The sequence below is a fragment of the Caenimonas aquaedulcis genome (assembly GCF_015831345.1).
Classification (GTDB): Bacteria; Pseudomonadota; Gammaproteobacteria; order Burkholderiales; family Burkholderiaceae_C; genus Ramlibacter; species Ramlibacter aquaedulcis.
The window spans coordinates 916,142-930,504 of the sequence record NZ_JADWYS010000001.1 but is presented as its reverse complement, the minus strand read 5'-3'; the positions used below and the strand labels follow the sequence as shown (position 1 = coordinate 930,504).

Annotated in this window: 15 protein-coding genes and 1 tRNA gene; 14 read left to right on the top strand and 2 right to left on the bottom strand. The window is 65.3% G+C overall.

Features of this window, described 5'->3' with window-relative positions; genetic code table 11:
• Positions 1-78 precede the first annotated feature (78 nt).
• Together I5803_RS04380 and I5803_RS04375 are read right to left on the bottom strand one after the other, a co-directional pair.
• Positions 79-519: an SWIB/MDM2 domain-containing protein gene (locus I5803_RS04380; RefSeq protein ID WP_196985180.1), complete on the bottom strand. Its 441-nt coding sequence runs from the start codon at positions 517-519 to the stop codon at positions 79-81.
• Positions 520-788: 269 nt separating this feature from the next.
• Positions 789-1,709, bottom strand: coding sequence for a DMT family transporter (locus I5803_RS04375; RefSeq protein ID WP_196985179.1), 921 nt, complete (start codon positions 1,707-1,709; stop codon positions 789-791).
• Positions 1,710-1,742: 33 nt separating this feature from the next.
• On the opposite strand from I5803_RS04375, the gene I5803_RS04370 reads away from it, so the two are divergent.
• The 14 genes from I5803_RS04370 to I5803_RS04305 all read left to right on the top strand — a co-directional run bounded on the left by I5803_RS04370 (position 1,743) and on the right by I5803_RS04305 (position 14,356).
• Positions 1,743-2,144: a gamma-glutamylcyclotransferase family protein gene (locus I5803_RS04370; protein ID WP_196985178.1), complete on the top strand. Its 402-nt coding sequence runs from the start codon at positions 1,743-1,745 to the stop codon at positions 2,142-2,144.
• Between the two features lie 264 nt (positions 2,145-2,408).
• On the top strand, positions 2,409-3,716 hold the full coding sequence (aceA, locus tag I5803_RS04365) for an isocitrate lyase (protein ID WP_196988454.1): 1,308 nt from the start codon (positions 2,409-2,411) through the stop codon (positions 3,714-3,716).
• 122 nt (positions 3,717-3,838) lie between these two features.
• On the top strand, positions 3,839-4,033 hold the full coding sequence (locus I5803_RS04360) for a hypothetical protein (protein ID WP_196985177.1): 195 nt from the start codon (positions 3,839-3,841) through the stop codon (positions 4,031-4,033).
• A 190-nt stretch (positions 4,034-4,223) separates the two neighbouring features.
• Positions 4,224-6,131: a threonine--tRNA ligase gene (thrS, locus tag I5803_RS04355; protein ID WP_196985176.1), complete on the top strand. Its 1,908-nt coding sequence runs from the start codon at positions 4,224-4,226 to the stop codon at positions 6,129-6,131.
• Between the two features lie 85 nt (positions 6,132-6,216).
• A complete protein-coding gene (infC, locus tag I5803_RS04350; protein WP_196988453.1) occupies positions 6,217-6,810 on the top strand; it encodes a translation initiation factor IF-3 in 594 nt (197 codons plus the stop codon).
• Between the two features lie 153 nt (positions 6,811-6,963).
• Complete coding sequence (rpmI, locus tag I5803_RS04345; protein WP_196985175.1) at positions 6,964-7,167, top strand: 50S ribosomal protein L35; 204 nt, start codon at positions 6,964-6,966, stop codon at positions 7,165-7,167.
• Between the two features lie 26 nt (positions 7,168-7,193).
• A complete protein-coding gene (gene rplT, locus I5803_RS04340; protein WP_141511532.1) occupies positions 7,194-7,553 on the top strand; it encodes a 50S ribosomal protein L20 in 360 nt (119 codons plus the stop codon).
• Positions 7,554-7,627: 74 nt separating this feature from the next.
• Positions 7,628-8,686 (top strand): phenylalanine--tRNA ligase subunit alpha, encoded by a 1,059-nt coding sequence (gene pheS, locus I5803_RS04335; RefSeq protein WP_196985174.1) that lies wholly within the window; start codon positions 7,628-7,630, stop codon positions 8,684-8,686.
• A gap of 18 nt (positions 8,687-8,704) precedes the next feature.
• Positions 8,705-11,122, top strand: a complete 2,418-nt coding sequence (gene pheT / locus I5803_RS04330) for a phenylalanine--tRNA ligase subunit beta (RefSeq protein ID WP_196985173.1) — start codon at positions 8,705-8,707, stop codon at positions 11,120-11,122.
• A gap of 41 nt (positions 11,123-11,163) precedes the next feature.
• The gene (locus I5803_RS04325) at positions 11,164-11,496 is read left to right on the top strand and encodes an integration host factor subunit alpha (protein ID WP_196988452.1); all 333 of its coding nucleotides are present in this window, start codon (positions 11,164-11,166) and stop codon (positions 11,494-11,496) included.
• 132 nt (positions 11,497-11,628) lie between these two features.
• Positions 11,629-12,078, top strand: coding sequence for a MerR family transcriptional regulator (locus I5803_RS04320; RefSeq protein ID WP_196985172.1), 450 nt, complete (start codon positions 11,629-11,631; stop codon positions 12,076-12,078).
• 43 nt (positions 12,079-12,121) lie between these two features.
• Positions 12,122-12,198, top strand: a tRNA-Pro gene (locus I5803_RS04315).
• A 146-nt stretch (positions 12,199-12,344) separates the two neighbouring features.
• A complete protein-coding gene (locus I5803_RS04310) occupies positions 12,345-13,235 on the top strand; it encodes an adenylate/guanylate cyclase domain-containing protein (protein WP_196985171.1) in 891 nt (296 codons plus the stop codon).
• Between the two features lie 23 nt (positions 13,236-13,258).
• Positions 13,259-14,356, top strand: a complete 1,098-nt coding sequence (locus I5803_RS04305) for a type VI secretion system-associated FHA domain protein (RefSeq protein ID WP_196985170.1) — start codon at positions 13,259-13,261, stop codon at positions 14,354-14,356.
• The last annotated feature ends 7 nt before the right edge of the window (positions 14,357-14,363 follow it).

Below are 14,363 nucleotides of genomic sequence, written 5' to 3'. Positions count from 1 at the left end.
CGGCGGAAATGAAAAAGGCCGGTGGGTACCGGCCTTTGGAGTATCGCGCAATTGCGCGACACGTACGGGAAGCGCGCCTTACTTGACGTGCTTGCCGATGAGGCCCGCCATCTCGAACATGGAGACCTGGGCCTTGCCGAAGATTTCCTTCAGCTTGGCGTCGGCGTTGACCATGCGCTTGTTCATCGAGTCCTGCAGCTTGTTCTTCTTGATGTAGGCCCACAGCTTGCTGACGACCTCGGTGCGCGGCAGGGGAGCCGAGCCGACCACGGCCGCGAGTTGCGGGCTGGGCGTGAGTGCCTTCATGAACGCGGCGTTCGGGGTGCGCTTCTTGGCCGGAGCCTTCTTCGCAGCCGCCTTCTTGGCCGGAGCGGCCTTCTTCGCCGGTGCCGCCTTCTTCGCAGCAGCCTTCTTCGCCGGTGCTGCCTTCTTGGCCGGAGCCTTCTTTGCAGCAGCTTTCTTTGCGGGGGCGGCCTTCTTGGCGGGCGCCTTCTTCGCAGCTTTCTTTGCAGTTGCCATGATTGATTTTCCTTCTAGAAGTTGAGTGATCACCACCGGGAGCTTGCACTCCCTCTGGCACTGCGGATGCTACTGGAGAAAAAACGCGTTTCCAAGCGAAAAATCGCTTTTTTCATTGGGGCGTGTCGTTTTTTTCACTCGCGATTCGAGGCCGTTTTCCCTCTGGCGGCGCATGTTTCGCGAGGGCCGCGTGCCTCGCGCGCTTCGCGCATCGCGAGAGAAAACAGCATCAACACCGCGCCGCCACACGGGATTTCTCCTCTGGAGCGTCACATCGCACGCTCGTTTCCGAGCGTCGCGAGCACCACGCCGGCCAGTGCGAAGGCGAACGCGAGCAGCTGCACGCCGCTGAGTTGCTCGCCGAGCGCGAGCACGCCCACGAGGGCCGCGGAGACGGGCAGCATCACCGTGAACACACCGGCCTGCGCGGCCGGAACGGACTGCAGGCCCGTCATCCAGAGCCACACCGTCCACACACTCGCCGCGAGCGAATAGAAGAGAAGGAGCAGCCAGGTGCCGGGCGCCACCGAGGAAAAATCGAAATGCAGCGCAGTCCAGGCGCCCAGCGGCGTCACGAGCGCGAAGCCCCACAGGTTGATCAGCGAGGAGATGCGTTTGGGACCCAGCACGCCGGTCAGCTTCTTGCCGATCACGGCGTACGCGGCCTCGCACAGCACCGCGCCGAGCACGAGGAGGTTGCCCAGCCACGCGTGGGCGCGCGCGCCCGGCGTCGCGCCGGGGGAATGCGCTGGAGGGCCCGCAAAGGCGAGCAGCGCGATGCCCGCCGCCGCGCAGGCGATCGCCGCCCAGGTTCGCGCCGCGATGCGTTCGCGCAGGAACGCCCAGCTCAGCAGGGCGACGAATGCGGGGATGGCGGCCATGATCACGCCGGCCGACACGGCGCTCGTCATGCTCACGCCGAACAGCATGCAGATCGAGAAGAGGAAGTTGCCGAGGAAGGACTCGAGGAAGACGAGGCGGCGCGTGGCCGCGGACATCGGCGCCTCGCCCGCGGGCTTGCGCAGCCAGGGCAGCATCGCGAGGCCGCCGATGCCGAAGCGCATCCACGCGAGCAGGAAGACCGGGATCGCCGCGACGAGCGGCTTGGACAGGGCGACGTAGCTGCCGACGAGCGACATGCTCAGCGCGAGGCAGGCGTAGGCGGCGATGCGCCGGTGGGCTGCGCTCATTCAGAATGGCGATTTTTCAAGACGCCACGGATCATGCCCGAACCCAGCGATCGCCACGTCTTCGTCTACGGCACGCTGCGCCGCGGCGGCAGCAACGACATCAACCGCCTGCACCCGCCGCCGCGCTACGTGGGCATGGGAGAGGTGAAGGGACGCCTGTACCACATCGACTGGTACCCGGGCCTCACGCTGGGCGGCGACGAGGCGGTGACGGTGGTAGGCGAGGTCTACGCGATTTCGCCCGCGCTCGAGGCCGTGCTCGACGGGATCGAGGCGATCGTGCCGGGCGCGGACAGCGAGTACTTCAAGCGCGAGCTGGAGATCGAGGTGGAGGGACGGCCATTTCAGTGCCTCGTGTACGAGATCAATCCCGAAAGGGTGCGGGGCAAGCGGCTGATCGGGCACGGCGACTGGATCCTTTTTCACCCAGCGTGAATCTCTTTCTGCATTGTGAAAAGACGTCATGCTGCGCCGCGCCATTTTTTCTCAATACAAGAAATGATTTTTCACATGGAGGAATTGGCGTGATAACTATTTGATTTATAAGGAAATTAAATTTAGTCTTGTATAAGACACAAGACGCTCACAAACTCTTGTAGAAGACTTACAGTTCATCCATCGGCATCGGGCTTGCATGGCACCGTCGCCGCACCGGTTTTCCATCAACCTTCTGGAGTGAACATGACATCCTGGACCCACCTGACCCGCGAACAGCAGATCGCCCAACTCGAAAAGGACTGGGCCGAGAACCCCCGCTGGAAGGGCATCAAGCGCGGCTACAGCGCCGCCGACGTGGTCAAGCTGCGCGGCTCCCTGCAGATCGAGCACACGCTCGCCAAGCGCGGCGCGGAAAAGCTCTGGAGCCTCATCAACACCGAACCCTTCGTCAACACGCTGGGTGCGCTCACGGGCAACCAGGCGATGCAGCAGGTGAAGGCCGGCCTGAAGGGCATCTACCTGTCGGGCTGGCAGGTGGCGGGCGACGCCAACAGCAACGGCGAGATGTACCCCGACCAGTCGCTGTACTCGGTGGACTCGGTGCCGAAGGTCGTGAAGAAGATCAACGCCACCTTCGCCCGCGCCGACCAGATCCAGTGGAGCGAGGGCAAGGGCCCGGGCGACGAGGGCTACATCGATTACTTTGCGCCCATCGTGGCCGATGCGGAAGCAGGTTTCGGCGGCGTGCTGAACGCGTTCGAGCTGATGAAGGCCATGATCGAAGCGGGCGCGGCCGGCGTCCACTTCGAGGACCAGCTCGCTTCCGTGAAGAAGTGCGGCCACATGGGCGGCAAGGTGCTCGTCCCCACGCGCGAAGCCAATGCGAAGCTCATCGCCGCGCGCCTGGCCGCCGACGTGATGGGCACGCCCACGATCCTGCTGGCCCGCACCGACGCGGAAGCCGCCGACCTGGTTACTGGCGACGTGGACGACAACGACAAGCCGTTCCTCACGGGCGAGCGCACGGTCGAAGGCTTCTACCGCACGAAGAAGGGCCTGGCGCAGGCCATCAGCCGCGGCCTGGCCTACGCCGAGTACGCCGACCTGATCTGGTGCGAGACCGGCACGCCCGACCTGAAGTTCGCCAAGGACTTCGCCGACGCGATCCACGCCAAGTTCCCCGGCAAGCTGCTCGCCTACAACTGCTCGCCGTCCTTCAACTGGAAGAAGAACCTGGACGACGCGACGATCGCCAAGTTCCAGAAGGAGCTGGGCGCGATGGGCTACAAGTTCCAGTTCATCACGCTGGCCGGCTTCCACAGCCTGAACCACTCGATGTTCGAGCTTGCCTACGGCTATGCGCGCAACAACATGACGGCATTCGTCGAGCTGCAGCAGAAGGAATTCGCCGCGGCGGAGCGCGGCTTCACGGCCGTGAAGCACCAGCGCGAGGTGGGCACGGGCTACTTCGACGCCGTGACCACGACGATCGAGGCCAACGCCTCTACGGCCGCCCTGAAGGGGTCGACGGAAGACGAGCAGTTCTTCGACGACCAGAAGCACGGGTAACGCCTGTGGCGAATCTGTGAGAAACGGCCCTTCGGGGCCGTTTCTCTTGGGTGCGGCCCGCTTGCCGCCGTTGGGGCTGGCCGCTAGAGTACGCACACATCCACAGGAGACGGGCGGGCCCCATGAGCGCAGACAACGAGAAGACGGGCGTGTTCGACGCCTCCAAGCTCAGCCAGGCCAAGTGCCCGGATTGCGGCGGGACGGGCGAGCTGCGCATCGACAGCGAGAACATCAACGAGAATTTCGAGGTCGAGAAGCAGACGGTGATCACCCCCTGTACGCGCTGCGGCGGCACGGGTTTCGTCACCGCGGGTTAGAATCGGCGCATCCATTGCGTCAATGGCAGCAAGAGCGAGAAAGGCACCCTGGTTATGACACCGCGAACTACCCTGGAAGGTTCCACGACCCTTTGATGGTCGCGTAGTCGCGTGCACTGAGCTCTTCGAAGCATCCCAATCAAGCGCGGCTCACGACCGCGCTTTTTTGTTTCCCGATTTCCACATCACCATGATCCAAGTCACGCTTCCCGACGGTTCCAAACGCGAATATCCCGGCCCGGTCACGGTCGCCGAGGTCGCCGCTTCCATCGGCGCCGGCCTCGCCAAGGCCGCGCTCGCCGGCAAGGTCGACGGCAAGGTCGTCGACACCAGCTTCACGATCGCCAAGGACAGCGCCGTCTCCATCGTCACGGCCAAGGACCCCGAGGGCCTGGACGTGATCCGCCACTCGACGGCCCACCTGCTCGCCTACGCGGTGAAGGAGCTGTTCCCGGAGGCGCAGGTGACCATCGGCCCGGTGATCGACAACGGCTTTTTCTACGACTTCTCGTACAAGCGCCCGTTCACGCCCGAAGACCTCGTCGCGATCGAAAAGCGCATGGGCGAACTCGCCGCGAAGGACGAGCCGGTGACGCGGCGCGTGCTGCCGCGCGACGAAGCCGTCGCGCATTTCAAGAGCATGGGCGAGCATTACAAGGCCGAGATCATCGGCAGCATCCCGCAGGGCGAGGACGTGTCGCTGTACCGAGAAGGCGCCTTCGAGGACCTGTGCCGCGGCCCGCACGTGCCGAGCACGGGCAAGCTCAAGTTCTTCAAGCTCATGAAGGTGGCCGGCGCCTACTGGCGCGGCGACCATCGCAACGAGATGCTGCAGCGCATCTACGGTACGGCGTGGGCCAGCAAGGACGAACTGCAGCAGTACCTCACGATGCTCGAGGAAGCCGAGAAGCGCGACCACCGCAAGCTCGGCCGCGAGCTCGACCTGTTCCACATCGACGACGTCGCGCCGGGTGTCGTGTTCTGGCACCCCAAGGGTTGGGCGATTTGGCAGGCCGTCGAGCAGTACATGCGGCAGGTCTACCGCAGCACGGGCTACCAGGAGGTCAAGGGCCCGCAGATCCTGGACAAGAGCCTGTGGGAGAAGACGGGGCACTGGCAGAACTACCGCGAGAACATGTTCACGACGGAGAGCGAAAAGCGCGAATACGCGCTCAAGCCGATGAACTGCCCGGGCCACGTGCTGATCTTCAAGCACGGCATCAAGAGCTACCGGGACCTGCCGGTGCGCTTCGGGGAATTCGGCCAGTGCCACCGCAACGAGCCGTCCGGCGCGCTGCACGGGATCATGCGGGTGCGCGGCTTCACGCAGGACGACGGTCACATCTTCTGCACGGAAGACCAGATCCTGGAGGAGTGCGTCAACTACACGGCCCAGCTGCAGGCGGTCTACAAGGATTTCGGCTTCAACGACATCCTCTACAAGGTCGCCACGCGGCCCGAAAACCGCGTCGGCTCCGATGAGCTGTGGGACAAGGCCGAGCATGCGGTCATGGAAGCGCTGCGGCGCTCCGGCGTGGACTTCGTCGTGTCGCCGGGCGACGGGGCCTTCTACGGCCCGAAGATCGAATACACGCTCAAGGACGCGCTGGGCCGCCAGTGGCAGTGCGGGACGATGCAGGTGGACTTCAACACGGCCGAGCGCCTGGGCGGGGAGTACGTGACGGAAACGAGCGGCCGGGCGCACCCCGTCATGCTGCACCGCGCCATCGTCGGCAGCCTGGAGCGATTCATCGGCATGCTCATCGAGCACCACGCGGGCGCGTTGCCCGCCTGGCTGGCACCCGTCCAGGTGGCCGTGCTCAATATCACGGACTCGCAGGCCGACTACGCCCGGGAAGTGGTCAAAACGCTGCAAAATCAAGGGCTTAGGGTTGAGCAGGACCTGCGCAACGAGAAAATTACGTATAAAATACGGGAGCACGCGTTGCAGAAGCTTCCCTATATCCTCGTCGTGGGTGACAAGGAGCGGGCAGCCGGCTCTGTCGCGGTGCGCGCCCGGGGCAACCAGGACCTCGGCGTGATGACCTTGGCCGAATTTTCCGAAAGAATCGCCCAGGACATCCGAAACAAGCAATGAGTTCACCCTGAGTTCACCGCTTGCCGGCGCGTACCAAGGCAGTTTCGCTATCAATTGGATAGCATCGATTTGAAGGATTTGAACCATCGCTACTGAATTTCGCGACCGTCGCCACCGCGAGGAACGCAAACACCGCCTGAACCGGGAAATCATGGCCCCGGAAGTACGCCTCTCCGGCCCCGAGAACGAACCCCTGGGCATCGTCAGCCTGGCGGAAGCCCTGCGCATGGCAGGGGAGCTGGATGTGGACCTGGTCGAAATTGCCGCCACGGCGAACCCCCCGGTTTGCCGCTTGATGGACTACGGCAAGTTCAAGTACCAGGAGCAGAAGAAGGCGGCGGAAGCGAAAGCCAAGCAGACGGTCATCGAAATCAAGGAAGTCAAATTCCGGCCGGGCACCGACGACGGTGACTACAACATCAAGATGCGCAATATCCGGCGCTTCCTGGCCGAAGGCGACAAGTGCAAGATCACGCTGCGGTTCCGCGGCCGTGAGATCACGCACCAGGAATTGGGAATGGCCCTGTTGAACAAGATCCGCGACGAGCTCGCCGACCTGATCATCGTGGAGCAGTTCCCGCGCCTGGAAGGCCGGCAGATGATCATGATGATCGCGCCGGGCAAGAAGAAAGTGGCGGTGAAACCCGCCGCCGAAGCACCGCAGGGCGCTTCGGCTTAAGAATCGAACTCCTTCGGGAGTGGATCAACGCCCCTTCGGGGGTATTGAGCGGAGAGCCCGGAAACGGGCTTTCCAAACAAGTGTCTCGGGGCCTACAAGGCGCGGATCAGTCTCCGCGACGCCTCACGAGCACAAAGTAAAAGGAGCATGCAAATGCCCAAGATGAAGACCAAGAGCGGGGCGAAAAAGCGCTTCCGCGTTCGTCCCGGTGGAACCGTCAAGCGCGGCCAGGCTTTCAAGCGTCACATCCTGACGAAAAAGTCCACCAAGAACAAGCGCCACCTGCGCGGCCCGACGGCCGTCCATGAGACCAATATGGGTCACATGGCGCAGATGCTGCCGTTCGCCGGCCTGTAACACCCAGACGAACAAGGAGAAAACACATGCCTCGCGTCAAACGTGGTGTCACGGCTCGCGCCCGCCACAAAAAAGTTCTCGCCCTCGCCAAGGGCTTCCGCGGCCGCCGCGGCAACGTATTCCGGATCGCCAAAGAAGCGGTGATGAAGGCCGGGCAATATGCCTACCGTGATCGCCGCACCAAGAAGCGCGTCTTCCGCCAGCTCTGGATCGCGCGTATCAACGCGGCAGCCCGTGAGTGCGGCCTGACGTACAGCCAGTTCGCCAATGGCATCCGCAAGGCCGGCATCGAGATCGACCGCAAGGTCCTCGCCGATATCGCCGTGCACGACAAGGCTGCTTTTGCGGGCATCGTGGAACAAGTCAAGGCCAAGCTGGCTGCTTGAGTTCACGGCGCACCGGTGCCACCAACCAAGACAGGGCTAGGGCCACAGGCTCTAGCCCTGTTTTTTTTGCTTCTATGACCACAGATCTGGATTCCATCGTCGACTCCGCGCGCCAGGCCTTCGGACAGGCCGCGACCCCTGCCGACCTCGAGAACGCCAAGGCGCTCTTCACCGGCAAGTCCGGCCGCATCACCGAGCTGATGAAGGGCATGGCCGCGCTCAGCGTGGAGGAGAAGAAGTCGCGCGGCGCCGCGATCAACGCCGCCAAGCAGGCGATCGAAGCGGCGCTGAACGAGCGCCGCCAGGCGCTGGCCGACGCCGAGCTCGACGCGCAGCTCAAGGCGGAAGCGCTGGACGTCTCCCTGCCCGGCCGCGCGCGGGAACCCGGGGGCCTGCACCCCGTGAGCCTCACGCTGGAGCGCATCGAGCTGATCTTCGCGAGCATGGGCTTCGACGTCGCCGACGGCCCGGAGATCGAGAGCGACTGGCATAGCTTCACGTCGCTCAACAATCCGCCGAACCATCCCGCGCGTTCGATGCAGGACACCTTCTACGTCGACATCCAGGGCAACGACGGCATTCACTACAACCTGCGCCCGCATACGAGCCCGATGCAGGTGCGCTACGCGCATGCGCACATCAAGAAGTACGCGGAGCGAGTCAAGCAGGGCGGTGCCATGCCCGAGATCCGCGTGATCGCCCCCGGTCGCACGTACCGCGTCGACAGCGACGCCACGCACTCGCCCATGTTCCACCAGTGCGAAGGCCTGTGGCTGGGCGAGAACGTCAGTTTCAAGGACCTGAAGGTCGTCTTCACCGACTTCTGCCGCACGTTTTTCGAGAGCGATGACCTGGCACTTCGTTTCAGGCCGAGCTTCTTCCCGTTCACCGAGCCGAGCGCCGAGATCGACATCCAGTTCCAGAGCGGCCCGCTCGCCGGGAAATGGCTCGAGGTCGCGGGCTCGGGGCAGGTCCATCCCACGGTCGTGCGCAACATGGGGCTCGATCCCGAGAAGTACATCGGCTTTGCCTTCGGCATGGGCCCGGATCGCCTCACGATGCTGCGCTACGGGGTGAACGACCTGCGCCTGTTCTTCGACGGCGACATCCGCTTCCTGCGCCAGTTCCGCTAACCCTCACGTCTAGGCAACATGCAATTTCCCGAGTCCTGGCTGCGCGAGTTCTGCAACCCGCCGCTGACCACCCAACAACTCGCCGACACGCTCACCATGGGCGGCCTCGAGGTCGAGGACCTGCGCCCCGCCGCGCCGCCTTTCAGCAAGATCGTGGTGGGCGAGATCAAGGAAGCCGTGCAGCACCCCGGCGCGGACCGCCTGCGCGTGTGCCAGGTGGACGTGGGGCAGGGCGCGTTGCTCAACATCGTCTGCGGCGCACCGAACGCGCGTGCGGGCATCCGCGTGCCCTGCGCCCTCGTCGGCGCGGAGCTGCCGCCCGGCGACGACGGCCAGCCCTTCCTCATCAAGCTGGGCAAGCTGCGCGGCGTGGAAAGCCAGGGCATGCTGTGCTCCGCGCGCGAACTGAAGCTGAGCGAGGACCACGCGGGCCTGCTCGAACTCGCGGCCGATGCGCCCATCGGCGCCGACGTTCGCGAGGTGCTGCACCTGGACGACACGCTGTTCACGCTCAAGCTCACGCCGAACCTCGCGCATGCGCTGAGCGTGTACGGCGTGGCGCGCGAGCTCTCCGCACTGACGGGCGCCCCGCTCCAGACGCCGGCGTTTCCTCCGGTGCCGGCGGCCAATGGCGCGAAGCTGAAGGTCAAGGTCTCCGCGCCCGACCTGTGCGGACGTTTCTCCGGGCGCGTCGTGCGCAACGTGAACACGAAGGCGAAGACACCCGCCTGGATGGTGGACCGGCTCGCGCGCTGCGGCCAGCGCAGCGTCACGGCACTCGTGGACATCTCCAACTACGTGATGTTCGAGTACGGCCGCCCTTCGCACATCTTCGATTTCGACAGGATCCACGGCGCGCTCGACGTGCGCTGGGGCAAGCCGGGCGAGCAGCTCAAGCTGCTGAACGGCAACACGGTCACCGTCGACGACGAGGTCGGTGTCATCGCCGACGACCGCGAAGTGGAGTCGCTCGCCGGCATCATGGGCGGCGACGCGACGGCCGTCTCCGACGAGACGCGCAACGTGTACGTCGAGGCCGCGTTCTGGTGGCCGCAGGCGATCCAGGGCCGCTCGCGCCGCTACAACTTCTCCACCGATGCGGGCCACCGATTCGAGCGCGGCGTCGACCCGAGCCTCACGGTGGAACACATCGAGCACATCACCCGCCTGATCCTGGACATCTGCGGCGGCGAACCCGGGCCGATGGACGACCAGGTCCTCAGCCTGCCCGAGCGAAAGCCGGTGAAGCTGCGCGTCACGCGCGCGGCGAAGGTCATCGGCATGCCGCTGGACGAAGCGCAGTGCCGGGGCGCGCTGGAGCGTCTGGGCCTCGAAGTCAGTTCCTCGGCGGGCGTCCTCACCGTGACACCGCCCCCGCATCGCTTCGACATGGCGATCGAGGAAGACCTGATCGAGGAAGTGGTGCGCATCATCGGTTTCGAACGCCTGCCCACCATACCGCCGCTCGCGCCGATCACCGCCCGCCTGGCGCCCGAATCCCGGCGCAGCAAGTTCGCGGTCCGTCGCCTGCTGGCCGCCCTGGGCTACCAGGAGACAATCAACTTCAGCTTCGTCGAGGAAAGCTGGGAGCGCGAACTCGCGGGCAATGCCCAGCCGATCAAGCTGCTGAACCCCATCGCAAGCCAGATGAGCGTGATGCGCTCGTCGCTGGTCGGCTCGCTCCTGCAGGCGCTGAAGTTCAATCTCGATCGCAAGGCCGAGCGCGTCCGCGTCTTCGAACTGGGCCGCGTCTTCACGCGCGACGCAGGCGTCGAGACCACCGACACCACCGTGCACGGGATCCGGCAGCCGATGCGCGTGGCCGGACTGGCCTACGGCGATGCCGATGGCCTGCAATGGAGCCGCAAGGTGTCCGGGGTCGACTTCTACGACATCAAGGGCGACGTCGAATCGCTGCTGACGCCTGCGCGCGCGCAATTCAAGCCGGCGCAGCATCCCGCGCTGCACCCGGGACGGTGCGCTTCGGTGTGGCAGGACGGCGTCCTGGTCGGGCACGTCGGCGAGTTGCACCCGCGCTGGCGCCAGCAGTGGGAATTCGCGCACGCGCCGGTGCTGTTCGAGCTCGACCTCGACGCCGTGATGCGGCACGATCTGCCCGCTTTCCAGCCCGTGCCGCGCTTCCAGCCGGCGCAACGCGATATCGCGGTGATCGTGGCCGATGCGGTGACGCACGACGCCGTCATGGACGCCGTTCATTCGTCCGACACGGGCGGGTTGCTGCGCGACGCCATGTTGTTCGACGTCTACAAACCGAAGCAGGCGACGCCGGGCCTCGCGCTGGGCGAAAAAAGCCTTGCGGTGCGCTTGACGCTCGCGAGTGGCGAAGCCACACTGACCGACGAGCAAATCGACGCGGCGGTCAAGGCCGTGGTAGACCGTATTGCCGCCCGCGTCGGCGGCCGATTGAGGGGATAAGCATCATGGCCGCGCTTGCGACAACCGTTTCCGACGACGCGATGGACTTCGCGGTCGAAAGCCTGGAGACACCCGCGCTGACCAAGGCGCAACTCGCCGAACTCCTGTTCGAGCAGATCGGGCTGAACAAGCGCGAGTCCAAGGACATGATCGACGCGTTCTTCGACCTGATCTCCGACAGCCTCGTCGATGGCCAGGACGTCAAGATCTCCGGCTTCGGCAATTTCCAAATCCGCACCAAGGCGCCGCGTCCCGGGCGCAACCCGCGCACCGGCGAGGCGATCCCGATCCAGGCGCGCCGCGTCGTCACCTTCCACGCCAGCCACAAGCTCAAGGAACAGATCCAGGGCAACGGCGACATCGCGGTCGAGTAGGGCGCAGCCTGCGGGGCGCTTGCCCGCCCGATGAGCCGAAACAACACATGGCAAAAGGCCCGCGAATGGCCTTTGCATGGCGGGGCGACTTAGAGTAACCTTGTAGCTTTCTCTCCTACAGCATTGATTTACATGGAGAAAGCCCTTCCTGCCATCCCCGCCAAGCGCTACTTCACCATCGGCGAAGTCAGCGACCTGTGTGGCGTCAAGCCTCACGTGCTACGGTATTGGGAGCAGGAGTTCACGCAGCTGCGGCCGATGAAGCGCAGGGGCAACCGGCGTTATTACCAGCACCACGAGGTGCTCATGATCCGCCGCATCCGCGACCTGCTCTACGACCAGGGCTTCACCATCAGCGGCGCGCGCAACAAGCTGCAGGAGCTCGTGCAGGTCGAGCGCGACAAGCGCCGCGCCGGCGAGGTGATGCTCGAGGGCGTGGAAGTCATCGAGGTCGAAGATTCGTCCTTCGAGGATTTCGAGGACAGCGCGCCACCCGAAGAGCGCGACCTCGTGTCGCAGAAACTGCTGCTCGTTCGCCGTGAGCTGTTCGAAATCCGCGACCTGCTGTCCGCGACCCACTGATTGCCGGAGTCGTCCGCGCGCTGGGTTATACTCGTTGGCTTGTCGGCGTGTAGCGCAGCCTGGTAGCGCACTTGCATGGGGTGCAAGGGGTCGCGAGTTCGAATCCCGCCACGCCGACCACGCATTGATCCCGAGGGCCAGCAGGTTTAAGCCTGTTGGCCCTTTTTCTTTGGCGCCGCAAGTGGAGGTTGTGCGAATCGTGTGCATGCATAAAATCCGGGCGATGCCCTTCAATCCAGCCAACGGCGCCTTGCGCTGATCGACCCGTGGCCACAGTCGTATTTGCAGACCTGTGCGGCAGCACCGGCATCTTCGAGCGGCTCGGCGACGAGACGGCGGGGCGCTTCGTCACCCAACTCACCGGCGCTCTCAGCAAGACCTTTGAGCAGCACAACGGCCGCGTGGTGAAGCTGCTCGGCGACGGCCTTTTCGTCGTCTTCCCGCAGGAAAGCGACGCGGTCGAATCCTGCGTCGCCATCCAGAAGCGCCTGCAGGACAAGCCCGTCTACGCGGGCGGGACCGGCAGCCCCATCCAGATGCAGATGGGCGTGGAGTCCGGCGAAGTGGTGGAGATCGACGGCGACTGCTATGGCGACGCGGTCAACAGCGCGGCTCGACTGGCGGACCTCGCGGGCGCGGAGCAGATCCTCGCCACCCAACGGGTTCGCGCCGCCTTGCCGCCCCAGCAGCAGTCGCAACTGCGCAGCCTCGGCCCGATGTACCTTCGCGGCAAGAACGAGGCGACGGAGGTATTCCGCGTGGACTGGCAGGTGGATCGCGACGCGGACGCCACCGTGATGGGCGTGTCCATGTTCAAGGCGAGCAAGGATGCGGTGCTGGAGATGTCCGCGCTGGGCCGGACGCTGCGCCTGGAGCCCCGCGGCGAGAAGCTTTCGCTGGGCCGGGCGGCCACGGCATCGCTCTCGCTCAATGATTCCCGCGTGTCGCGCGTGCATGCCACCGTGGAGTGGCGCGGCGGGCACTACGTGCTCAACGACAACTCCAGCTTCGGCACCTGGGTCTACATGGGCAACCAGGTGGAGCCCCTGGTGCTGCGCCGCACCGAGTGCTACCTCGTGGGGCAGGGGCAGATCGTGCTGGGCTGCGAGCGCGAAGCCGAGAGCGCGCCGGTGGTCTTGTTCTCCGTCAAGGCCTGACGCCCGGAAAGGCGCGCTCCTCCATGGCGATCGACCTTCGCATCGCGGGACCCGCGCTCGACATCGTGGTCCGCCTGGAAGAGGGCCAGCCCGAACTCGTGCTGGGCCGCGACTCCGACTGCGGTGTCGTGCTGCCCGATCCCGAGCGCAACGTCTCGCGCCGCCACCTGTCGCTGAAGCTGCAGTCCGGCGAGCTCCACTTCCATGTGCTGTCGGTCGTCAACGGCATCGAGATGCCTTTCGGCGAGGCGCCCCCCGGCGCTCGTGGCGTCCTGCCCCCCGGCCAGACGCTGAAGGTCGCGGAGTACACCGTCACGGCGTCGGACATGGCGCAGGCGGCGCCGGAGCCCGCGCCGCACCAGGACGATGCCGACCCGTGGGCCGTGTTCGACCGCGAGGAAGACAGGACCGGCGCGCCGCGCGCGGAAGCGGCGGAGGACGACCCGTTCGGCGACTGGGGGTTCGAGACGACCTTCGGTCCCGGCGGGCTCGGCGGCGGCGCGATCGACGCCGCATCCCTGGGCCCGGCGGACGTGCCCTCCTTCTTCCGCGGGCTGGGCATCGATGCCGCATCCCTGGGCACCCTGAGCGAAGGCGAGCTCGAGGCCATCGGCCGCCTGGTTCGGACCCTCGTGCTCGGCGTGCTGGACCTGCATTCCAACGCCGTGGGCGTGAAGAAGGACCTGCGCGCCGAGGACCGCACCACGGTCGCGGTGAAGGACAACAACCCGCTCAAGACCGACTGGCCGAACGACACCAAGCTGCGCTACCTCTTCGGCGGCCGCGCGGCGGGCATCGGGTTCATCAGCGCGGAGCGCGCGGTGCGGGAGCTGCTGGTGGACCTGATCGCGCACAACACGGCCAGCGGCGCGGCGACCCGCAGCGCGATGGAGTCCGTCCTGAAGGAGTTCGCGCCCGAAGCGCTCAAGGCGCGGCTGCTGGGCAGCGGGACCAAGCTCTTCGAAAGCACCCGCGCCTGGGACGCCTACGTGCGCGACTACGACCAGCAGGGCAAGGATCGCGCGAAGTGGGCCGCGCGCCTGCTCGACAAGTACTTCACGGAGGCGTACATGCGCGAGAGCCTGCGTATCCGCCGCGAGACACCGCCGCGCAAGCATTGAGCGCGAA

What these genes read in the sequence shown, in the direction of transcription:
- pheT (WP_196985173.1), top strand. Translation starts at nt 8,705, where the DNA reads ATGCAATTTCCCGAGTCCTGGCTGCGCGAGTTCTGCAACCCGCCGCTG.
- I5803_RS04305 (WP_196985170.1), top strand. Translation starts at nt 13,259, where the DNA reads ATGGCGATCGACCTTCGCATCGCGGGACCCGCGCTCGACATCGTGGTC.
- I5803_RS04370 (WP_196985178.1), top strand. Translation starts at nt 1,743, where the DNA reads ATGCCCGAACCCAGCGATCGCCACGTCTTCGTCTACGGCACGCTGCGC.
- I5803_RS04320 (WP_196985172.1), top strand. Translation starts at nt 11,629, where the DNA reads ATGGAGAAAGCCCTTCCTGCCATCCCCGCCAAGCGCTACTTCACCATC.
- rpmI (WP_196985175.1), top strand. Translation starts at nt 6,964, where the DNA reads ATGCCCAAGATGAAGACCAAGAGCGGGGCGAAAAAGCGCTTCCGCGTT.
- I5803_RS04375 (WP_196985179.1), bottom strand. Translation starts at nt 1,709, where the DNA reads ATGAGCGCAGCCCACCGGCGCATCGCCGCCTACGCCTGCCTCGCGCTG.
- I5803_RS04360 (WP_196985177.1), top strand. Translation starts at nt 3,839, where the DNA reads ATGAGCGCAGACAACGAGAAGACGGGCGTGTTCGACGCCTCCAAGCTC.
- thrS (WP_196985176.1), top strand. Translation starts at nt 4,224, where the DNA reads ATGATCCAAGTCACGCTTCCCGACGGTTCCAAACGCGAATATCCCGGC.
- I5803_RS04325 (WP_196988452.1), top strand. Translation starts at nt 11,164, where the DNA reads ATGGACTTCGCGGTCGAAAGCCTGGAGACACCCGCGCTGACCAAGGCG.
- pheS (WP_196985174.1), top strand. Translation starts at nt 7,628, where the DNA reads ATGACCACAGATCTGGATTCCATCGTCGACTCCGCGCGCCAGGCCTTC.
- I5803_RS04380 (WP_196985180.1), bottom strand. Translation starts at nt 519, where the DNA reads ATGGCAACTGCAAAGAAAGCTGCGAAGAAGGCGCCCGCCAAGAAGGCC.
- rplT (WP_141511532.1), top strand. Translation starts at nt 7,194, where the DNA reads ATGCCTCGCGTCAAACGTGGTGTCACGGCTCGCGCCCGCCACAAAAAA.